The sequence below is a fragment of the uncultured Ralstonia sp. genome, from assembly GCA_913056305.1.
Lineage (GTDB): Bacteria > Pseudomonadota > Gammaproteobacteria > Burkholderiales > Burkholderiaceae > Ralstonia.
Genome location: CAJXMR010000071.1, coordinates 1 through 20,119 on the forward strand (window position 1 = coordinate 1; position 20,119 = coordinate 20,119).

Genomic DNA, 20,119 nt, shown 5'->3' on the forward strand with positions numbered 1-20,119 from the left:
GGCAAGACAAAGAAAGTGAGTCAGCCCCGGCAGGGGATGAAACAGGGGATGGACCCCACCAAGCCCAACCCCCAAAAGACAAACACAAACAACTCAAGCAGCAACCCGATCCGCACAATGCGGACACCGCTGCCCAGGAATGTAGTCAGCCGATTGCTGTTCTTCCGGCGTCACCACAGCCCGGCAAGCAAAGCACTGCTTAGGCCCAGCCGGCAGCAGTTCGGCATTGAGCGCCGTGCGATGGTCGAAGACAAAGCAGTCACCATCGTAGTGATCCCCGCCCACTTCCTCGAAATACTTCAGGATGCCGCCTTCGAGCTGGTAGACGTGCTCAACGCCAATCTCCTGCATGTGGATCGCCGCCTTCTCGCAGCGAATGCCGCCGGTGCAGAACGACACCACCGTCTTGCCGACAAACTCATCCTTACGTGCAGCAAGGGCGGGCGGGAATTCCGTGAACTTGGCGATGCCGTAGTCGACCGCATTGCGGAACGTCCCAACCGCCACCTCAAAGCCATTGCGCGTATCGAGCATCACCACCGGCCGCCCCTCATCGTCATGCCCTTGGTCGAGCCAGCGCTTCAGCTCCGGCGGCGTGACAAACGGCGCGCGCCCGTCTTCCGGGCGGATCAGCGGATGCCGCATGGTGATGATCTCTTTCTTCAGCCGCACCAGCAGCCGACGGAAGGGCTGGTGGTCCGACAGGCTCTCCTTGGGCGCCAGATCGGCAAAGCGCGGGTCGGCGCGCAGCCAGCCGACGACGCCGTCGATGGCCTCGCGCGAGCCGGCCAGGAAGATGTTGATGCCCTCGGGCGCCAGCAACACGGTGCCCTTCAGGTCGCGCGCCTGGCACTCGGCCAGCAGCGCCGGGCGCAGGGTTTCGCGGTCGTCCAGGGTGACGAATTTGTAAGCGGAAATATTGACGATCTGCATGTGCTGCCGCGCCGCTTTTGGGGCGCTTGGATAACCCGTTGATTCGTAAGCCGAAATTATAGCGGCCCAAGCAGCCGTACGGGGTTGCGTACCGTCAATTGGACGCGGTGGGCATGTGTGGCGGAAGGTGTCCCCGGTACAATACGCGGATGAATTCGCCGCGCTTCGTTCACCTCCGTCTCCATTCCGAATACTCCGTCGTCGATGGCAACGTCCGCCTGGACGATGCCGTCAAGGCCGCCGCCAAGGACGGCATGGGCGCCCTGGCGCTGACCGACCTCGCCAACGCCTTCGGCCTGGTGCGCTTCTACAAGGACGCGCGCGGCAAGGGCGTCAAGCCCATCGTCGGCGCCGACGTGTGGATCACCAATCACGACGAGCGCGACAAGCCCAGCCGCCTGCTGCTGCTGGTGCGCAACAAGCAGGGCTACCTGAACCTGTGCCAACTGCTGGCGCGCGCGTGGCTGGCCAACCAGCACCGCGGCCGCGCGGAGATTGCCCCCGAGTGGTTCGACGAGCCCGGCGTGGATGACGCGCCGCTGGCCACGGGCCTGCTGGCGCTGTCTGGCGCCATGGGCGGCGACGTCGGCATGGCGCTCGCCAATGGCAACGAGGCCCTGGCGCACAAGTTGGCGACGAACTGGTCGCGCGTGTTCCCGGGCGCGTTCTACATCGAGCTGCAGCGCGCTGGCCACGCCGGCACCGAGGCCTATATCCAGCAGGCCGTGAAGCTGGCCGCGGCGATGCACCTGCCGGTGGTCGCCACGCATCCGGTGCAGTTCATGACGCCGGATGACTTTACCGCGCACGAAGCGCGTACGTGCATTGCGGAAGGCGAATTGCTCGCCAACCCACGCCGCACAAGGCGCTTCACGACTGACCAATACTTCAAGACGCAGGACGAGATGTGCGCGCTGTTTGCCGACATCCCGTCCGCGCTGGCCAACGCGGTGCAGATCGCGCAGCGCTGCAACCTCACGCTGGAGCTGGGCAAGCCCAAGCTGCCGCTGTTCCCGACGCCCGACGGCATGTCGCTGGACGACTACCTCGTCCAGCTCGCCAAAGAAGGGCTGGAAAAGCGCATGGAAGTGCTGTTCCCCGACGTGGCGGTGCGTGAGGCCAAGCGGCCCGAGTACTACGCGCGGCTGGAGTTCGAGACCGGCACCATCATCAAGATGGGCTTCCCGGGCTACTTCCTGATCGTGGCGGACTTCATCAACTGGGCCAAGAACAACGGCGTGCCGGTGGGGCCGGGCCGGGGCTCGGGCGCGGGCTCGCTGGTGGCGTATGCGCTGGGCATTACCGATCTGGACCCGCTCAAGTACAACCTGCTCTTCGAGCGTTTCCTGAACCCGGAACGCGTGTCGATGCCCGACTTCGACATCGACTTCTGCCAGCACGGCCGCGACCGCGTCATCCACTACGTGAAGGAGAAGTACGGCAAGGACGCCGTCTCGCAGATCGCCACCTTCGGCACCATGGCCGCCAAGGCTGCGGTGCGCGACGTGGGCCGCGTGCTGGACCTCGGGTACAACTTCGTCGATGGCGTGGCCAAGCTGATCCCGTTCAAGCCGGGCAAGCTCGTCACGCTGGAAGAGGCCAAGAAGGAAGAGCCGCTGCTGGCCGAGCGCGAGGCCAATGAGGAAGAGGTCAAGCAGCTGCTGGAACTCGCCCAGCGCGTGGAGGGCATGACGCGTAACGTCGGCATGCACGCGGGCGGGGTGCTGATCGCCCCGGGCAAGCTGACCGATTTCTGCCCGCTCTACACGCAGGGCGGCGAAGACGCCGGTGTCGTCAGCCAGTACGACAAGGACGACGTGGAAGCCGTCGGCCTGGTCAAGTTCGACTTCTTGGGCCTGACCACGCTCACCATCCTCGACTGGGCCGAGCGCTATATCCGCATGCTCGATCCGTCCAAGGCGGACTGGAACTGCAGCCATATCCCGCTGAACGACAAACCGGCGTTCGACATCCTCAAGGCCGCCAACACGGTGGCCGTGTTCCAGCTGGAAAGCCGCGGCATGCAGGGCATGCTGAAGGACGCCAAGCCCGACCGCTTTGAAGACATCATCGCCCTGGTGGCACTCTACCGCCCGGGCCCGATGGACCTGATCCCCAGCTTCTGCGCGCGTAAGCACGGCCGCGAGAAGGTGGAGTACCCCGACCCGCGCGTCGAGCCGGTGCTCAAGGAGACCTACGGCATCATGGTCTACCAAGAGCAGGTGATGCAGATGGCGCAGATCGTCGGCGGCTACTCGCTCGGCGGCGCCGACTTGCTGCGCCGTGCGATGGGCAAGAAGAAGGCCGAAGAGATGGCCGAGCACCGCGAGCTGTTCCGCGGCGGCGCGGCCAAGGATGGCCTGTCCACCGAGAAGGCCGACGAGATCTTCGACCTGATGGAGAAGTTCGCGGGCTACGGCTTCAACAAGTCGCACGCGGCGGCGTATGCGCTGCTGGCGTACTACACCGCGTGGCTGAAGGCGCATCACCCGGCCGAATTCATGGCAGCCAACATGTCGCTCGCCATGGACGACACCGACAAGGTGAAGATCCTCCACGACGACTGCCTGGACCCGCGCAACGGCCTGAAGGTGCTGCCGCCGGACATCAACGCCAGCCAGTACCGCTTCGCGCCGACCGATGCCAAGACCATCCGCTATGGCCTGGGTGGCGTGAAGGGCAGCGGGCAGGGCGCAATCGAAGACATCCTGCGCGCGCGCGAAGATGGCCCGTTCAAAGACCTGTTCGACTTCTGCGAGCGCGTGGACCGCCGCCAGGTCAATCGCCGCACCATCGAAGCGCTGGTGCGTGCCGGCGCCTTCGACAGCATCAATGACAACCGCGCGCAGCTGCTCGCCTCGATCGGCCTGGCCATGGAAGCCGCCGAGCAGAAGGCGGCCGCCGCCAACCAGGTCTCGCTGTTCGACCTGATGGGCGGCGCCGAGGCGGAAGCGCACCGCCCCGAACTCGTCGACGAACCGCGCTGGAGCACCAAGCGCACGCTGCAGGAAGAAAAGCAGGCGCTGGGCTTCTACTTCTCCGGCCACCTGTTCGACGCCTGCCGTGACGAGGTGCGCCGCTTCGCCCGCACCACGCTGGCCGACCTGACCAAGGAAGTCAGCGGCGGCAATGGCGGCAATGGTGGGGGAGGCGGGGGCGGCGGCTACGGAAATCGCGACGTGCGCGGCAAGACCGTGGCCGGCGTGATCGCCAGCATCCGCACGCAGATGACCCAGCGCGGCAAGATGATCATCGTGCTGCTGGATGACGGCAGCGGCGCCACCGTCGAAGTGACGGTTTTCAACGAGCTGTTCGACGCCAACCGCGCGCTGTTCAAGGAAGACGAGGTGCTGATCGTGCAGGGCAACGCCCGTCACGACATGTTCACTGGCGGCGTGCGCATGACGGCCGAATCGGTGATGGACATGACGCAGGCGCGCGCCAAGTTCGCCCGCGCGATCCGCCTGTCGATGAATGGCGGTTCCACGGCGGCGCGCCTGCGCGAGCTGCTGTCGCCGCACGTGGCAGCGGAAGGCGGCGTGTCGGTACGCATCAGCTACGTGTGCGACCAGGCCCGCTGCGAGGCCGTGCTGGGCGACGCCTGGCGCATCGTGCCGAGCGAGGAGGTCATCGCCGCGCTGCGCCAAGCGCTCGACGCCGAGAACGTGCTGACGATGTACGACTGAGCGTCAGGCGTGGTCAGGCGTGGACGCTTGTGCCGTCCGCGCCAGATGCCAGAGCTTGATGTACTTGTAGTAGCTGGCCTGCGCGTTCATGCAGGCCACGCCGAAACCCTGCACCCCATCCAGCAGCCCCAGCCGCACGACATAGGTGCGCAGGAACGCCCACACGCCGTGGATCAGCGCGCTGCCGGGCGTGGCCCGCTTGCCGGCCTGGAAGGCCTGCCGTGCGCCCGCGCTCGAATAGGTTTCGATCTTGCGCAGCACGTCGGAGTAGTCCCGATAGCTGTAGTGCAGCAGCGGGTGGCCGAGCATGCCCGCCGCGCCGCTGAAGACCAGTTTCTCGTGGACGAGGTCATCGGAAAACCGCGCCGCACCGCGCCGGAACAGCCGCACCACCGGGTCCGGATACCAGCCTGCATGGCGGATGAAGCGCCCGCAGAACTGCGACAGGCGCGGCATGGCATAGACCGCTTGCGAAGCCGATCCCATGGCAGCGACGATGTCCGCGCGCAACTCGGGCGTGACCCGCTCATCCGCGTCGATGGACAGCACCCATTCGCCCGTGGCGTGATCGAGTGCGCGGTTTTTCTGTGGGCCGAAGCCGGGCCACGCGCCGTCGCCCTCGATGACCGTGGCGCCGTGCGCGCGAGCGATCTCGCGGGTGGCGTCGGTGCTGCCGGAATCGAGCACGATCACCTCGTCGGCCAACTGCGCCAGCGAGGCGATGCAGTCGCCGATGTTATGCGCTTCGTTGCGCGTCAGGATGGTGGCGGTCAGCTTGCCGGGCATGGTCGGGAGCAGTCTTGGAAGTCGGTGCAACGCCGGCGAGCAGGATGCCGCACAGGAAGATCAGCAGATGGCCTTCGGGGAAGTCGAGCAGCAGCGAGTTGGCCGCGCAGGCGGTCGCAAAGGCGATCACATAGCCGCTGCTGAAGATGCCGTCGAGGCCGGGCGCACGCAGGCTGGCGCGCCAGAGTTGCCACAGCAGCCAAAGGAACGCCGCCAGCCCGACCACGCCAAGCTGGATGCTCATCATCAGGTATTCGTTGTGCGGGTTGGCGGTCAGCATGCCCTGCGCGCCGGTGTGGCCGGCGGTCATCTGCTCGAACTGCGATTCCACACTGCCCACGCCCGAGCCGAATGCCGGCCGCTGCGCGATCAGCCGCAGCGAGCGCTTGTAGAACTCCAGGCGCAGACCCATCGAGGTGGCTTCGCCGCTCTTTTCGTAGTCGTGGATTTCCGCACCGATCTCCGCCATCCGCGACGACTTGTGGTGCGCGACGTACGCCAGCGCCGCACCGCCCACCACCACGGCGATGCCCACCGCCACCGCAACCCGGCCGGCATGCATCGGCCGGCCGCGCAGGAAGGTTTGCCAGCTCCACAAGACCAGCAGCGGCAGGATCAGGACCGGTCCGGTCCGCCCTTGTTGCATGATGAACAGGTTGACCAGTGCGAGCAGCACGATCGCTGCACACAGCACGCGCGCGCCGGTGGACAGCCGCACGGTACTGACCAGTGCCGGATTCCACGGCAGCGTCGCCAGTGTCAGTGCGAGGTAGACCAGCAGCGCGGTGAAGATCCCCTGCGTGATGTGATGCTTGAATACCCAGCTCGCCTGAACTGGGGTTGGCGCATATAGAGGGCCCACGTGCGTCAGCCCAAGCCAGTTGGTGCACGACAGCACCAGCACCAGCGTCAGCGAGGCCAGCAGCGCCAGCATGGCCAGCCGGCGCCACGCAGCGTCATCGAACAGGACCAGCAGGAAAGGCAGGTACAGCAGCTTGCGGTACTTGAGCAGGATCGATGTCGCATCGTGCATGGGTGACACGTCCCACAGCAGGCTGATCGCGAGCAACAGGAACAGCCCGATTGCCGCCAGGGCTGGCTTGTTGTGGCGCAGCGCGCTGGCGGCTTCCCAGAACTGCCGGCAGGTCAGCATGATGACCACCGTGAGTGGCGCCAGCACATTGACGGCGGCGGTGGAGATCGGGATCAGGAACAGCGTGCAGACAGCGCACAGGCGGGCGAGCATCCAGCGGCTGGGTGCGAGAGACGGAAAGAATGCGGTCATTGCGACGGCGGGCTAAATCCAGGCGGTGTGGCGCGAGGTGACGTATGCGGCGCCACGCGGCTCCCCCCGGAGGCCAGCGTGGCCGGTTGTACAATACGCGACTGTTTATTTTGATGGCCACTCGCCATTGCGCCCGCCGTCTGTGCCTGTAAGCACGACGGCAGCGCGGCATGTGCGGCCAAGCCGGAGTATACCGGCAGGCGCTCAAGCGCCCCGACTTTCCGGCGGCTTATCCGTTCAGCTATGTTTTCCATCCTATTGCCGACCTGGAACAACCTTGCGCTCCTCAAGCTGTGCGTGCACAGCATCCGAGCGCATTCCGCGTACGACCACCAGATCATCGTGCACGTCAACGACGGCTCCGATGGCACGCTGGCGTGGGTGCGCGAGCAAGGGCTCGACTACACGTCGTCGCCCGAGAACGTCGGCATCTGCCTGGCGGTGAACGAATCCGCCATGCTGGCCAAGCACGATTACATCGTCTTCCTCAACGACGACATGGTCTGCTGCCCCGGCTGGGACACCGCCCTGGTGCGCCGGCTGGAAAAGCTCGACACCGACCTCTTCATGCTCTCCGGCACGATGGTCGAACCGGTCGAAACCGGCAACCCCTGCGTGGTGGTGGGCAACTATGGCCGCGAGGCCGACACCTTCGACGAGGCCCGCCTGCTGGCCGACGCCCCGGGCCTGATGCGTGGCGACTGGTATGGCGCCACCTGGCCGCCCACGGTGGTGCACCGCCGCTGGTGGTTCAAGCTGGGCGGCTACAGCAGTGAGCTGACGCCCGGCATGAGCAGCGACAACGACTTCTCGATGAAGCTGTGGCACGCCGGGTGCCGCGTCTTCCTGGGCGTGGGCGACTCGCTGGTCTACCACTTCCAGTGCAAGTCGACCGGCAAGGTCAAGAAGAATGACGGCCGCCGCCAGTTCCTCAACAAGTGGGGGCTGTCGCAATCGACCTTCGACAGGTACTTCCTGCGGCGGGGCACCCCGGCGGGCGCCAACTGGCGGCTGCCCGAGCCCGATCTGTCTGCTGCCTTGCGCTGGGAGTTGCGGCGCAACGACCTGTCGCGCCGGCTGCGTCCCGGTGTGGACGTTCTCTAATGCAATGCTGGCCGTGACACCCGCGGCCGGCCCGATTTCCCATCGATTTCCATGGCAGTGACTTCCCCCACGACTCCCCAACCGTCTGCGACGGCCAAGCCGGGCAGCTTCAAGCGCCTGTGGACGTATCTGCGCCCCGAACTGACCGCCTTCATCCTCGCCATGGTTGCCATGGGCGTGGTGGCGGCCACCGAGGGGATCATCCCCAAGGTGGTGAAGGACCTGCTCGACCAGGGCTTCGGCGGCGAATACGCCGGCAAGCTGTGGCAGGTGCCGGCCATGCTGGTCGGCATTGCCGTGGTGCGCGGGGTGGCGCAGTTCGCGTCCACCTACCTGCTGAACCTGGTGTCGAACAAGGTGCTGCTGAACCTGCGCATGAAGATGTTCGAGCGTCTGCTGCAGGCACCGGCGTCGTTCTACCAGGGCAACACTGCCGCATCGCTCATCAACGCGGTCATTTTCGAGGTCAACCAGGTGCTGCAGGTGTTGACCGGCGTGTTCATCACCATGGTGCGCGACTCGATGACGGTGCTGGCGCTGCTGGTCTTCCTCTTCTATACCAACTGGCGCCTGACGCTGGTGGTGGCGGTGATTCTGCCGATCATCGGCCTGCTGATGTCGCGCATCAACCGCCGCCTGCGCTCGCTCAACCGCGAGAGCCAGAACCTGACCAACCAGGCCGCCTACGTGGTGGAAGAGGCTGTCGGCGGCTACAAGGTCGTCAAGCTGCACGGCGGCGAGGCCTATGAATCGCTGCGCTTCAACGCCATGACCAACCGCCTGCGCGGCTATGCCATGCGCGTGGCCGTGGCCGGCGGCCTGAACCAGCCGGTGACGCAGTTCCTGGCGGCGCTGGCGCTGTCCATCATCCTCGCGATCGCGATGATGCAGGCGCAGGCCAACCAGACCACGGTCGGCGGCTTCACCGGCTTCGTGATGGCGATGCTCTTGCTGATCTCGCCGCTCAAGCACCTGACCGACGTCAACCAGCCGCTGCAGCGCGGCCTGACCGCTGCCGAGTTCATCTTCGGCCTGATCGATACCCCGATCGAACCGCAGGAAGGCGGCAAGCACATCGACCGCGCCCGCGGTGACATCCGCTTCGACCACGTCACCTTCCGTTACGGCAAGGATGGTCGCGCAGCGCTCGACAACATCGATCTGCACGTCAAGCCCGGCGAGGTCGTCGCGCTGGTGGGCCCGTCGGGCAGCGGCAAGACCACGCTGGTGAACCTGCTGCCGCGCTTCTTCGATCCGACCTCGGGCACGATTTCGCTCGACGGCGATGCGCTGGCTGACCTGTCGCTGCACGACCTGCGCCGCCAGATCGCCTTCGTCAGCCAGGACGTGGTGCTGTTCAACGACACGATCGCCGCCAACGTGGCGTATGGTGCGCGCGATGCGTCGGAGATCGACATGGCCCGCGTGCGCCGCGCGCTGGAAGCCGCCTATCTGACCGACGTGGTCGACAACCTGCCCGAGGGGGTCGACACCAACATCGGCGACAACGGCTCCAAGCTCTCCGGCGGCCAGCGCCAGCGCCTGGCCATCGCCCGCGCCATCTACAAGGACGCGCCGATCCTGATCCTGGACGAAGCGACTTCCGCGCTGGATTCCGAATCCGAACGCCAGGTGCAGGCCGCGCTCGAAGCGCTGATGCAAGGCCGCACCACGCTGGTGATCGCCCACCGCCTGTCGACCATCGAGAACGCCGACCGCATCGTCGTGCTGGAGCACGGCAAGATTGCCGAGGCCGGCACGCACCGCGAGCTGATCGACCGCGATGGGTTGTATGCTGGACTCCATCGCATCCAGTTCGCCACGCAGTAAGCCTCTCCGCCCTGGGCGGCGTGCCGGATGTCCCCGACACAGGAGACATCATGACCACCACCACGCCGCCCATCAGCCGGTTTCCGGTACCGGACATCGGCGACATCCCAGAAGACATCCGCGCGCGCATCCTCGAGGTGCAGGAGAAGACCGGCTTCGTGCCGAACGTCTTCCTCGCGCTGTCGCACCGGCCGGACGAGTGCCGCGCCTTCTTTGCCTACCACGATGCGCTCATGCTGCGCGAAGGCAGCAGCCTGACCAAGGGCGAGCGCGAGATGATCGTGGTGGCCACCTCCGGCGCCAACCAGTGCCTGTATTGCGTGGTCGCGCACGGCGCCATTCTGCGTATCTATGAGAAGAATCCGCTGGTCGCCGATCAGGTGGCGGTCAACTACCGCAAGGCCGACATCACCCCGCGCCAGCGCGCCATGCTCGATTTTGCGATGCAGGTCTGCAACGCCGCGCACACCGTCAACGAAGCCGACTACGACGCGCTGCGCGTGCACGGTTTCGACGACGAGGACATCTGGGACATCGCCGGCATCACCGCCTTCTTCGGCCTGTCGAACCGGATGGCGAATGTGATCTCGATGCGGCCGAATGACGAGTTCTACCTGCTGGGGCGCCTGCCGCGCGAGAAGAAATAGAGGCTGCTGAAAAATAATTCTGCCGGTCCAGCGCCTCCTTGCCGTACTGCACGTACTGTCTGCGTTGGCGCTGAACCGGCAGAACCGCTGCGCTTCATTCTGCAGCGGTCTCTAAGACGGGGATTGCCTAGGCCGTCAGCTCGCGCAGCGCTTCGAGCAGCTTGACGGCAGGGCTTGGCAGGATGCCGTGGCGGCGCCGGAACGCGGTGAGCGTGCGGCGTGCCACCAGGCCGGGGATCGGCAGCGGGGTGATCACGCCGGCGCGGCGCTCGGCATCGATCATCGGCTCGGCCATCCAGCTCAGGAAGCCGGAGCGTTCCACCAGGCTCTTGAGCGCGATGACCGAGCGCGTCTCCACCAAGATATTGGGCAAGCCGAGGCCAGCGGCCTCGAATACCTGCCGCATGTGTTCGTACGGGCCGGTGCCGCGCGGCGGGACGGCCCACGGCGCGTCCATCGTGTCCGCCAGCGTCAGGGCAGGGCGGCGGCGCAGCGGATGCTCCGGCGACGCCACCACGAAGGTCGCGTCTTCCCACCGGCAATCGGCAATCGCGATGATATCGTCCGTATCCGGCATCGCCATGGAGAGCGCCAGGTCGATCTCGTGCTTGACGAGCCCCTCGGCCAGCCGATCCCATACGCCTTCCAGGATCTCCACGCGCAGGTTCGGCCAGCGCGCCACCACGGTGCCGACCGCCAGCGGGAGGACATAGCTGGCAATGCTGCCGACCGCGCCCACGCGGATGGTGCCCTTGGCCAAGCCGCGCATCGCGTCGATCTCTTCACGCGCGTAATCGGCCTCGTGCTGCAGCAAGGACGCATGCGGCAACAGCGCCTCGCCAATCGCCGTGAGCTGCATTCCCTTGGAATGGCGCTCAAACAGCGGCGCGCCCACCTCGTCCTCCAGCCGCTTGATGATGCGGCTGAGCGCCGGCTGGGTGACGTGCAGGGCTTCCGCCGCACGCCCGAGGCTGCCGGCCGAGACGATGGTGGTGAAGGCGCGCAGCTGGCGCAGATCGAAAGGCATGCCAAAAGGTAATGACTTTTGGCTGAGAATTCAATATCGCGGCAAGGCGGGCGGCTCCCATACTTGGCGACTCGAATAAGGAGACGCTGCATGACCCGCACCTCGCTCGCGCTTGTCACCGTGCGCGACGCCACCCTCGATCTTCTGCGCCGCCTCGGCATGACTTCCATCTTCGGCAACCCGGGCTCGACCGAACTGCCGATGTTCCGCGACTTTCCCGACGACTTCCGCTACATCCTTGGCCTGCAGGAGGCCGTGGTGGTCGGCATGGCCGACGGCTATGCGCAGGCGACCGGCAATGCTGCGCTGGTGAATTTGCATTCGGCGGCCGGCGTCGGCAACGCGATGGGCAACATCTTCACCGCGTTCAAGAACCGCACGCCGCTGGTGATCACCGCTGGGCAGCAGGCGCGCTCGATCCTTCCGTTCGATCCGTTCCTGGCCTCGAACCAGGCCACCGAGCTGCCCAAGCCGTACGTCAAATGGAGCATCGAGCCGGCGCGCGCGCAGGACGTGCCGCTGGCGCTGGCCCGCGCGTACCACATCGCTATGCAGGAGCCGCGCGGCCCGGTGCTGGTGTCGATCCCGGTCGACGATTGGGATCAGCCGACCGAACCAGTCGCCGTGCATGACGTGGCGTACGAGGTGCGGCCCGATCCGGTCATGCTCGCGCGCATTGGCGACCTGCTCGACGCAGCGCAGCGGCCGGCCTTCGTGGTGGGCGCGGCGGTCGATCGTGCGGGCGCGTGGGATGCCGTCGTGCAGCTCGCCGAGGCACACAACGCGCGCGTGTTCACCGCGCCGATGGCTGGGCGCGGCGGCTTTCCAGAAGACCACCGCCTGTTCGCCGGCTTCCTGCCCGCCATGCGCGAGAAGATCGTCGGCCTACTGCAGGGGCATGACGTGGTGTTCGCGCTCGGCGCGCCGGCCTTCACGTATCACGTGGAAGGGCACGGGCCGCACGTGCCGGCAGGGGCCCAACTCGTGCAACTGATCGACGATCCCGCCACCGCCGCGTGGACGCCTGAGGGCATCTCCGCCGTTGGCAACATCCGCCTGGGTGTGCAGGACCTGCTCGCGCGCCCCGCGCCGCCGGCTCGGCCACTGCCGGCGTCCCGCGTCAAATCGCCGCGAGCCGAGCCAGGTTCGCCCATGTCCACCGCCTTCGTTCTACAGACGCTCGACGCCGTTCGCGGCCCCAATGACGTTGTTGTGGAAGAGGCCCCGAGCGCGCGGTCCGTGATGCAGTCCTATCTGCCGATGCGCCGCGCCGGGGCGTTCTACACCATGGATAGCGGCGGATTGGGCTACGGCATGCCGGCCGCCGTGGGTGTGGCGCTGGCCAAGCCTGGCACGCGCGTGATCGGCCTGATTGGTGATGGTTCGAGCATGTATTCGATCCAGGCGCTGTGGAGCGCGTCTCTGCTGAAGTTGCCGATGACCTTCGTGATCCTCAACAACCGCCGCTACGCTGCGCTGCAGGATTTCGCGCCGGTGTTCGGCTTCGCACCCAATGACCCGGTGCAAGGCACCGACCTGCACGGCATCGACTTCGTCGGCCTGGCCCGCGCCATGGGCTGCACCGGCGAGCGCGTGAGCGACCCGCATGCGCTGGAGGCCACGCTGCGCACCGCGCTCCAATCCACCGGCCCAACCCTGATTGAAGTGGAGATTGCCTGATGACGAACACGAATGTCGCCCCGATCGACGGCACGCAAACCATCTCGATGTTGATCAACGGCGAGCGCGTGCAAGCCGCCAGCGGCGCGGTCTTCGAGCGCCGCAACCCGCTCGACGGCACGGTCGCCACGCGCGCGCCGGCCGCCACGGTGGACGACGCCCGTCGCGCCGTTGATGCCGCCGCCGCTGCATTCCCCGCCTGGGCCGCCATAGGCCCGACGGAGCGGCGCGCGCTGCTGATGCGCGCCGCGCAGGCGCTCGAAGCCAAGGGCGAAGCGTTTGCCGCCGCCATGGCCGCCGAGACGGGCGCCTCCGCCCTGTGGGCCGGCTTCAATGTGCACCTGGCCGCCAGCGGCCTGCAAGAAGCGGCGGCCATGGTCACGCAGATCGCGGGCGAGATCATTCCGTCCGACGTGCCTGGCAGTCTTGCCATGGGCGTGCGTCAGCCGGCGGGCGTAGTGCTCGGCATTGCGCCGTGGAATGCGCCGGTCATCCTGGCCGTGCGCGCGATCGCGCTGCCGCTGGCATGCGGCAACACGGTCGTGCTCAAGGGCTCGGAGGTGTCGCCGGCCACGCACGGGCTCATCATCGAGGCGCTGCAGGAGGCGGGTTTGCCCAAGGGCGTCGTCAACTTCGTGACCAACGCGCCGGCCGATGCGGGCGCGGTGGTGGAGGCGATGATCGCGCATCCGGCGGTGCGGCGCGTGAACTTCACGGGCTCCACGCACGTCGGCCGCATCATCGCGCAGACCTGTGCGACGCATCTGAAGCCGGCTGTGCTCGAACTTGGCGGCAAGGCGCCGCTGCTGGTGCTGGCGGATGCGGACATCGACGCCGCCGTCGATGGCGCGGCCTTCGGCGCGTTCGCCAACTCGGGGCAGATTTGCATGTCCACCGAGCGCATCATCGTCGACGAGACCATCGCCGATGCCTTCGTCGCGAAGCTTGCCGCCAAGGCCGCTTCGCTGCCGCTGGGCGATCCGCGCAAGGGGCCGGCCGTGCTGGGCTCGGTGGTCGACATGCGCACCGTCGAGCGCTGCAACCATCTGATCGACGACGCGCTCACCAAGGGCGCCAGGCTGCTGTGCGGCGGCAAGGCCGACAGCACGCTGATGCCGGCAACGCTGCTCGACCACGTCACGCCCGACATGCTGATCTATGCGGAAGAATCGTTCGGCCCGGTCAAGGGCATCGTGCGCGTGAGCGGCGACGACGCGGCCGTGGCTTGCGCCAATGACAACGCGTATGGACTGGCGTCCGCCGTCTTCAGCCGTGACGTGGCGCGCGCCATGAACGTCGCGCGCCGCATCGAATCGGGCATCTGCCACATCAACGGCCCGACCGTACACGACGAGGCACAGATGCCCTTTGGCGGCGTCAAGGCCAGCGGCTTCGGGCGCTTCGGCGGCCGCGCCGGTGTGGCCGAGTTCACCGAGCTGCGCTGGATGACCGTGCAGACCACGCCGCGCCACTATCCGTTCTGATCATGTCGATGAAGATTGCGATTCTCGGCGCGGGCGCGATGGGCTCGCTGTTTGGTGGGCTGCTGGCGGAGGCGGGGCAGCAGGTCACGCTGCTCGACATCAACGACGCGCACCTGGGCGCCATTGCCGCGCATGGCTTGCGGCTGGAGACGGACACGGGCGATCGCCGCATCCGCAACCTGCAAGCGGTTCGTCCAAGCCAAGCGACGGCGGTGCCGGATTTGCTGATCGTCTTCACCAAGTCGATGCATACGCGCGCCGCGCTGGCGAGCGTGCGCCAGCGCATCGGTGCGTCCACCTACGTGCTGACCTTGCAGAACGGCCTCGGCAACGTCGAGGCGTTGGGTTCGGTCGTACCGCAGGAGCGCATCCTCGTTGGCGTGACGACGTGGCCGGCGGACCTTGCCGGCCCGGGGCACGTACGCTCGCATGGCGCGGGCGTGATCCGCATGATGACGGCCGATGGCGTCGAGCGGCCCATGCTGGCGCGCGTGGTCGACGCATTGTCCACAGCCGGCTTGAACTGCCAGGCCGATGCCAATGTCTGGGGGGCGGTATGGGAGAAGGTGGCCTTCAACGCGGCGCTCAATCCGCTCTGCACGGTGCTGAACCGGTCGGTTGATGCGCTCGGTGCCGTTGAGGATGGACCGACGCTGGCGCTGGCCATCGTGAACGAAGTGCTGGCTGTCGCGCGCGCCAGCGGCATCACCGTTGATGCGAGCAAGGTGAGTGATAACGTGCGCCACGCCATCGTCGCCCATCGCGGGCACAAGCCGTCGATGCTGCAGGACGTGCTGGCTGGGCGCCCGACCGAGATCGAATCGATCAACGGCGCGGTGGCGGCCGCGGCGCGCCGGCATGGGGTGCCGGTGCCGCACACCGAGACATTGATGCAGCTTGTCCGGCTGGTGGAGGCACAGGCAGCGCATCCGCAAACACCCTAGTTGATCCGGAGGGATCCGGCTTATACAGTTAACATGTTAACTAAATGGCGCACAGACGCCAGCTTATTGGAGACAACCACATGCTGTGCTGTTTCAGATTGGGGGGCGCCCCAGATGCGCCCAGTTTGCCGTCCGGCCGTTCAACACCCTTGCGGAGGCCGGCATGAGCCAGAACCGCGCTCCCATCGATATCGGCACCGTCCTCGACGACGGGCCGTTCTCCCTCGCTCAGAAGGCGGCCGTGCTGCTTGCCGCGTTCGCCATCGTCATGGATGGTTTTGACGGCCAATTGATCGGCTTTGCGATCCCCGTCCTGATCAAGGAATGGGGCATCACGCGCAACGCGTTTGCCCCCGCCGTGGCGGCTGGGCTGGTCGGCATGGGCATCGGCAGTGCACTGGCCGGGTTGTTCGCGGACCGCTTTGGGCGGCGTTGGGCGCTGATCGGCAGCGTGTTCGTGTTTGGTGCGGCGACGTGCCTGATCGGCTTCGCGCCGAATGTGGCGACGATTGCGGCGCTGCGCTTCATCGCTGGCCTGGGCATTGGCGGGGCGCTGCCGAGTTCGACGACGATGACGGCGGAGTTCACGCCCGCGCGCCGCCGAACGCTGGCGGTGACCGCCACGATCGTGTGCGTGCCGCTGGGTGGGATGCTGGCGGGGTTGTTTGCGGGTCACGTGCTGCCGGTCTACGGCTGGCGGGGGCTGTTCTGGATTGGCGGGACGCTGCCGCTGGTGCTGGGGCTGGTGCTGATCGCCACGCTGCCGGAATCGCCGCGTTTCCTTGCGCGCCGTCAGTCGCATTGGCCGCAGTTGGCCCGACTGCTTTCGCGTATGGAGCGCACCGTGCCAGCCGACGCCACGTTCACCGATCTGGCCGGTCAGAAGGCGATCCAGCACGCGGGCTTCCGCTCGTTGTTTGCGCCGGCGCAGGCACGCGACACGCTGGCGCTGTGGGCGGCGTTCTTCATGTGCCTGCTGGCGGTGTACGCGGCGTTCAGCTGGCTGCCGACCATGCTGGCTTCGGAAGGCCTGAGCGTGAGCGTGGCGGGCACCGGGTTGACGGCGTATAACCTCGGCGGCGTGATCGGTGCGCTCGTCTGTGCTGTGGCGATTGCCCGCTGGGGCTCGCGCTGGCCGATGGCGTTGTGCTGCGTGGGTGCGGCTGCCAGCGCGTTTGCCCTGCAGGGCGTCGATGCCAAGCTCAATACCAGCTTGCTGATCGTCGGCCTGGGGCTGCACGGCCTGTTCGTCAACGCGGTGCAGTCGACGATGTATGCACTGTGCGCGTATGTGTACCCGACAGCGGTGCGCGCAACGGGTACGGCCTCGGCGGTGGCGTTCGGGCGGCTGGGTGCGATCCTGAGCGCGTTTGCCGGCGCGATGATCATCACGGCCGGCGGCGCGGGCGCCTATCTGCTGATGCTGGGTGTCGCCATGCTGGTGGTACTGGCGGCGCTGCTGGTGATGCGTGAGCAGATCCCGCGCCTGACCGAGCGGGCGACCCGCATGGCCGCCGCCGCACCAGTCCCGCAGGCGAGCCCGGCCAAGCCGTGACCCAGGCGCTGGCCGGGCGCGGTGCTACATCAGGATGATGTCGTACTGCTCCTGGCTGGCCGCCGACGATTCCACCTGTAGCGAAATCGGCTTGCCAATGAAATCCCCCAGCATCGCCAGGTGCTGGCTTTCTTCTTCTAGGAACAGGTCGATCACCGACTGCGAGGCCAGGATGCGGAACTCGCGCGGATTGAACTGACGCGACTCGCGCATGATCTCGCGCAGGATGTCGTAACACACCGTGCGCGGCGTCTTCACCTGCCCCTTGCCCTGGCACACCGGGCACTGTTCGCACAGCACGTGCGCCAGCGATTCGCGCGTCCGTTTGCGCGTCATCTCCACCAGCCCGAGCTGCGAGAAGCTGTTGACCGTGATGCGCGTGCGGTCGCGCGCCAGCGCTTTGCGCAGCTCGGCCAGCACCGCGTCGCGGTGCTCGGCTGACTCCATGTCGATGAAGTCGATGATGATGATGCCGCCCAGGTTGCGCAGCCGCAGCTGCCGCGCAATGGTGTGCGCGGCTTCCAGGTTGGTCTTGAAGATCGTGTCGTCGAAGTTGCGCGCACCCACGTAACCGCCGGTGTTGACGTCGATGGTCGTCATCGCCTCGGTCTGGTCGATCATCAGGTAGCCGCCGGACTTCAGGTCGACGCGTCGCGACAGCGCACGCTCGACTTCCGCCTCGATGTTGTACAGGTCGAAGATCGGCCGCTCGCCGGTGTAGTGCGTCAGGCGCTCGACCACGGCCGGCGTGTACTCCTGCGCAAACTCGACCAGCTTCTGGAAGTTCTCGCGCGAATCGACCTGGATGCTTCGGGTCTCGTCGGTCACGAAATCGCGCAGCACGCGCTGGGCGAGATTCAGGTCCTGGTACAGGATCGACGGCGCGGGCAGGGTGGTGGCGTTGTGGCGGATGGTCGCCCAGATCTTGCGAAGGTAGGCGACGTCGTTGGCAAGCTCCTCGTCGGAGGATTCCTCGGCGATGGTGCGCACGATGAAGCCGCCGCGCTCGTCGGCCGGGACCATGCCGGTCACGCGCGCGCGCAGCGCTTCACGATCGACCTCGTTGCCGATCTTCTGCGAGATGCCAATGTGCGGGTCTTGCGGCAGATACACCAGCGTGCGGCCGGCGATGCTGATCTGCGTGGAAAGACGCGCGCCCTTGGTGCCGATTGGGTCCTTGATGACCTGCACCATCAGCGCCTGGCCTTCGAACAGCGTCTTCTCGATCGCGACCTGCTGCGTGGGCGGCGCGTCCTTGGCGTCGCGCGGGTGCCAGATGTCGGCTACGTGCAGGAAGGCCGCGCGCTCCAGGCCGATGTCGATGAAGGCCGACTGCATGCCGGGCAGCACGCGCACCACCTTGCCGAGGTAGATGTTGCCGACCAGACCACGCGTGAGCGTGCGCTCGATGTGGAGTTCCTGGACGGCGGCCTGCTGGACGATGGCCACGCGCGTTTCTTGCGGCGTGATATTGACGAGGATGTCTTCGGACATGGAGGGATACCAAGAGAGCGGGTTTCAGCACCCGCCTCTGGGCAGGTGTTGCGCGCCCGAAGCGTGTCTTGAAACCGGCCCTCGCACGCTGTCCGGCGCGTGCTTCAGCAGCCGGTCAGAGCGCGATGCTCGCCTGTGCGAGCAGTGCGGCGGTCTCGAACAAGGGTAGGCCCATGATACCCGAATAGCTTCCCGAGATATGGGCGACGAAGCCGGCCGCGCGGCCCTGGATGCCGTACGCGCCGGCCTTGCCGAACGGCTCACCGCTGGCGATGTAGCGGGCGATGTCGGCATCCGTCAGCACGGCGAAGCGCACGTCGGAGATCGACAGCGCGTGCATCGGCGTGCCGTCGGCAGTGACGACGGTGACAGCGGTCAGCACGCGGTGCTCGCGGCCGGACATGCCGCGCAGCATGCGGTGGGCGTCGGCGGCGTCGGTGGGTTTGCCGAGGATCTCGCCGCCCAGGCACACGGTGGTGTCGGAGGTGAGGATCGGCATGGTGGGGAGGTGGCGCGCGATGCGCCGGCGCACGGCGGCCTGCGCCTTGAGCGCGCAGACGCGCTGGACGTAGTCGTCGGGCGTCTCGCCGGGAAGCACAGCTTCGAGCGCTTCGGCATCTTCATCGCCGTCGGCCAGCAGCAGCTCGAAGCGCGCGCCGATCTGGCGCAGCAGCTCCTGCCGGCGCGGGCTTTGCGAGGCGAGGTAGAGGTGCGGCGCGCCGGTCGGTTCCGTGGACATGTTCACACGCGGTGGTACGGATGGTTTTGCGTGATGCTCCACGCGCGGTAGAGCTGCTCGGCCAGCAGCACGCGCACCATGCCGTGCGGCAAGGTCAGGCTGGACAGGCGGATCAGCATGCGGGCACGCGCCTTGAGCGCCGGGTCGAGCCCGTCCGCACCGCCGATCACGAAAGCGATGTCGCCGCCTTCCTGTTGCCATCCGGTGAGGGACTCGGCCAGCGCGACCGTGGTGAGGTCCTTGCCGCGCTCATCCAGCGCGATCATGCGGCAGCCCTTGGGCAGCGCGGCTTCAATGCGCGCGGCTTCAAGCTGCATGACGGTGGCGGCGGTGCGGCTGCCCGAGCGCTGCTCGGGCTTGATCTCGCGCAGTTCGATGCGTAGCTCGGGCGGCATGCGCTTGGCATACTCAGAGAAGCCGTCCTCGATCCAGGACGGCATCTTGTGCCCGACGGCGACGATCAGCAACTGCATGGCGAAACTGCGCGCGCGGGATTACAAGACTACGAAGAAGCGCGCTTGGCCGGGGCACGCTTGGTGGCGGGCTTGCCGGCAGTTTTCGTGGCGGTCTTCGCTGCAGTCTTGGTTGCAGGCTTGCCCGTGCCGGCAGCACGCTTGGTGGCCGGGCGGCTGGTGGTCTTCTTGGCTGCGGTCTTGGCAGGTACCTTGGTAGGAGCGGTCGCCTTGGTCGGGCGTTCGCCGGCCAGCTTCGGCTTGGTGGTACGGCGCTTGGCCGGCGTGGCTTCTTCGGCCTCGTCTTCCTCGTCGTCGTAGCCTTCGCTGGCCTTGGGCAGGCCGCGCGCGCCGCTGGTGCCGCCGAGCTGGACGCGCACCGGCTTGTCGCCCCAGATCTCTTCCAGGTTGTAGTACTGGCGCAGCTGCGGCTGCATGATGTGGACCACGGCGTCGCCGCAGTCGACCAGCAC

At 66.8% G+C, this 20,119-nt stretch carries 16 protein-coding genes; 8 read left to right on the forward strand and 8 right to left on the reverse strand.

Annotated features, from left to right (window positions below; genetic code table 11):
* Window positions 1–93: 93 nt before the first annotated feature.
* Window positions 94–933, reverse strand: a complete 840-nt coding sequence (locus QZ609_RS13215) for a sulfurtransferase (protein ID WP_295495348.1) — start codon at window positions 931–933, stop codon at window positions 94–96.
* 149 nt (window positions 934–1,082) lie between these two features.
* On the opposite strand from QZ609_RS13215, the gene dnaE reads away from it, so the two are divergent.
* Window positions 1,083–4,619, forward strand: coding sequence for a DNA polymerase III subunit alpha (gene dnaE / locus QZ609_RS13220; RefSeq protein WP_295495350.1), 3,537 nt, complete (start codon window positions 1,083–1,085; stop codon window positions 4,617–4,619).
* A gap of 3 nt (window positions 4,620–4,622) precedes the next feature.
* Here the strand turns inward: dnaE and QZ609_RS13225 are convergent, their stop codons facing one another.
* On the reverse strand, window positions 4,623–5,405 hold the full coding sequence (locus tag QZ609_RS13225; protein ID WP_295495353.1) for a glycosyltransferase family 2 protein: 783 nt from the start codon (window positions 5,403–5,405) through the stop codon (window positions 4,623–4,625).
* Window positions 5,356–6,690, reverse strand: coding sequence for an O-antigen ligase family protein (locus QZ609_RS13230; protein WP_295495356.1), 1,335 nt, complete (start codon window positions 6,688–6,690; stop codon window positions 5,356–5,358). Before QZ609_RS13230 ends, QZ609_RS13225 begins: the two co-directional genes overlap by 50 nt.
* A gap of 243 nt (window positions 6,691–6,933) precedes the next feature.
* Between QZ609_RS13230 and QZ609_RS13235 the strand changes: the two genes are divergently transcribed.
* Genes QZ609_RS13235 through QZ609_RS13245 form a run of 3 tightly spaced genes read left to right on the forward strand, consistent with a single transcriptional unit; the run spans window position 6,934 to window position 10,271 of the window.
* Window positions 6,934–7,794, forward strand: coding sequence for a glycosyltransferase family 2 protein (locus QZ609_RS13235; RefSeq protein ID WP_295495358.1), 861 nt, complete (start codon window positions 6,934–6,936; stop codon window positions 7,792–7,794).
* A gap of 51 nt (window positions 7,795–7,845) precedes the next feature.
* On the forward strand, window positions 7,846–9,624 hold the full coding sequence (gene msbA / locus QZ609_RS13240) for a lipid A export permease/ATP-binding protein MsbA (protein ID WP_295495361.1): 1,779 nt from the start codon (window positions 7,846–7,848) through the stop codon (window positions 9,622–9,624).
* Window positions 9,625–9,674: 50 nt separating this feature from the next.
* Window positions 9,675–10,271 carry a peroxidase-related enzyme gene (locus QZ609_RS13245; protein ID WP_295495363.1) on the forward strand — a complete coding sequence of 199 codons (597 nt, stop codon included), beginning with the start codon at window positions 9,675–9,677 and terminating at the stop codon, window positions 10,269–10,271.
* Between the two features lie 127 nt (window positions 10,272–10,398).
* On the opposite strand, the gene QZ609_RS13250 is transcribed toward QZ609_RS13245, so the two are convergent.
* A complete protein-coding gene (locus QZ609_RS13250; protein ID WP_295495366.1) occupies window positions 10,399–11,298 on the reverse strand; it encodes a LysR family transcriptional regulator in 900 nt (299 codons plus the stop codon).
* 90 nt (window positions 11,299–11,388) lie between these two features.
* On the opposite strand from QZ609_RS13250, the gene mdlC reads away from it, so the two are divergent.
* The 4 genes from mdlC (at window position 11,389) to QZ609_RS13270 (ending at window position 16,961) form a co-directional block, all read left to right on the forward strand.
* Window positions 11,389–12,978 carry a benzoylformate decarboxylase gene (mdlC, locus tag QZ609_RS13255; RefSeq protein ID WP_295495369.1) on the forward strand — a complete coding sequence of 530 codons (1,590 nt, stop codon included), beginning with the start codon at window positions 11,389–11,391 and terminating at the stop codon, window positions 12,976–12,978.
* Window positions 12,978–14,462 carry an aldehyde dehydrogenase gene (locus QZ609_RS13260; protein ID WP_295495372.1) on the forward strand — a complete coding sequence of 495 codons (1,485 nt, stop codon included), beginning with the start codon at window positions 12,978–12,980 and terminating at the stop codon, window positions 14,460–14,462. The genes mdlC and QZ609_RS13260 overlap by 1 nt, the downstream gene beginning before the upstream one ends.
* Window positions 14,463–14,470: 8 nt before the next feature.
* Window positions 14,471–15,406: a 2-dehydropantoate 2-reductase gene (locus QZ609_RS13265; RefSeq protein WP_295495390.1), complete on the forward strand. Its 936-nt coding sequence runs from the start codon at window positions 14,471–14,473 to the stop codon at window positions 15,404–15,406.
* Window positions 15,407–15,569: 163 nt separating this feature from the next.
* On the forward strand, window positions 15,570–16,961 hold the full coding sequence (locus QZ609_RS13270) for an MFS transporter (protein WP_295495375.1): 1,392 nt from the start codon (window positions 15,570–15,572) through the stop codon (window positions 16,959–16,961).
* Window positions 16,962–16,985: 24 nt separating this feature from the next.
* On the opposite strand, the gene rng is transcribed toward QZ609_RS13270, so the two are convergent.
* The 4 genes from rng to QZ609_RS13290 all read right to left on the reverse strand — a co-directional run.
* The gene (gene rng, locus QZ609_RS13275) at window positions 16,986–18,455 is read right to left on the reverse strand and encodes a ribonuclease G (protein WP_295495378.1); all 1,470 of its coding nucleotides are present in this window, start codon (window positions 18,453–18,455) and stop codon (window positions 16,986–16,988) included.
* 115 nt (window positions 18,456–18,570) lie between these two features.
* Window positions 18,571–19,194 carry a nucleoside triphosphate pyrophosphatase gene (locus tag QZ609_RS13280; RefSeq protein WP_295495381.1) on the reverse strand — a complete coding sequence of 208 codons (624 nt, stop codon included), beginning with the start codon at window positions 19,192–19,194 and terminating at the stop codon, window positions 18,571–18,573.
* A gap of 2 nt (window positions 19,195–19,196) precedes the next feature.
* Window positions 19,197–19,667, reverse strand: a complete 471-nt coding sequence (gene rlmH, locus QZ609_RS13285) for a 23S rRNA (pseudouridine(1915)-N(3))-methyltransferase RlmH (protein WP_295495384.1) — start codon at window positions 19,665–19,667, stop codon at window positions 19,197–19,199.
* A 29-nt stretch (window positions 19,668–19,696) separates the two neighbouring features.
* A partial coding sequence (locus QZ609_RS13290) for an RsfS/YbeB/iojap family protein (RefSeq protein WP_295495387.1) occupies window positions 19,697–20,119 on the reverse strand: 423 nt, incomplete at its 5' end.

Coding starts and splice junctions, on each gene's coding strand:
- QZ609_RS13215 (WP_295495348.1), bottom strand. CDS start 933: ATGCAGATCGTCAATATTTCCGCTTACAAATTCGTCACCCTGGACGAC.
- dnaE (WP_295495350.1), top strand. CDS start 1,083: ATGAATTCGCCGCGCTTCGTTCACCTCCGTCTCCATTCCGAATACTCC.
- QZ609_RS13225 (WP_295495353.1), bottom strand. CDS start 5,405: ATGCCCGGCAAGCTGACCGCCACCATCCTGACGCGCAACGAAGCGCAT.
- QZ609_RS13230 (WP_295495356.1), bottom strand. CDS start 6,690: ATGACCGCATTCTTTCCGTCTCTCGCACCCAGCCGCTGGATGCTCGCC.
- QZ609_RS13235 (WP_295495358.1), top strand. CDS start 6,934: ATGTTTTCCATCCTATTGCCGACCTGGAACAACCTTGCGCTCCTCAAG.
- msbA (WP_295495361.1), top strand. CDS start 7,846: ATGGCAGTGACTTCCCCCACGACTCCCCAACCGTCTGCGACGGCCAAG.
- QZ609_RS13245 (WP_295495363.1), top strand. CDS start 9,675: ATGACCACCACCACGCCGCCCATCAGCCGGTTTCCGGTACCGGACATC.
- QZ609_RS13250 (WP_295495366.1), bottom strand. CDS start 11,298: ATGCCTTTCGATCTGCGCCAGCTGCGCGCCTTCACCACCATCGTCTCG.
- mdlC (WP_295495369.1), top strand. CDS start 11,389: ATGACCCGCACCTCGCTCGCGCTTGTCACCGTGCGCGACGCCACCCTC.
- QZ609_RS13260 (WP_295495372.1), top strand. CDS start 12,978: ATGACGAACACGAATGTCGCCCCGATCGACGGCACGCAAACCATCTCG.
- QZ609_RS13265 (WP_295495390.1), top strand. CDS start 14,471: ATGAAGATTGCGATTCTCGGCGCGGGCGCGATGGGCTCGCTGTTTGGT.
- QZ609_RS13270 (WP_295495375.1), top strand. CDS start 15,570: ATGAGCCAGAACCGCGCTCCCATCGATATCGGCACCGTCCTCGACGAC.
- rng (WP_295495378.1), bottom strand. CDS start 18,455: ATGTCCGAAGACATCCTCGTCAATATCACGCCGCAAGAAACGCGCGTG.
- QZ609_RS13280 (WP_295495381.1), bottom strand. CDS start 19,194: ATGTCCACGGAACCGACCGGCGCGCCGCACCTCTACCTCGCCTCGCAA.
- rlmH (WP_295495384.1), bottom strand. CDS start 19,667: ATGCAGTTGCTGATCGTCGCCGTCGGGCACAAGATGCCGTCCTGGATC.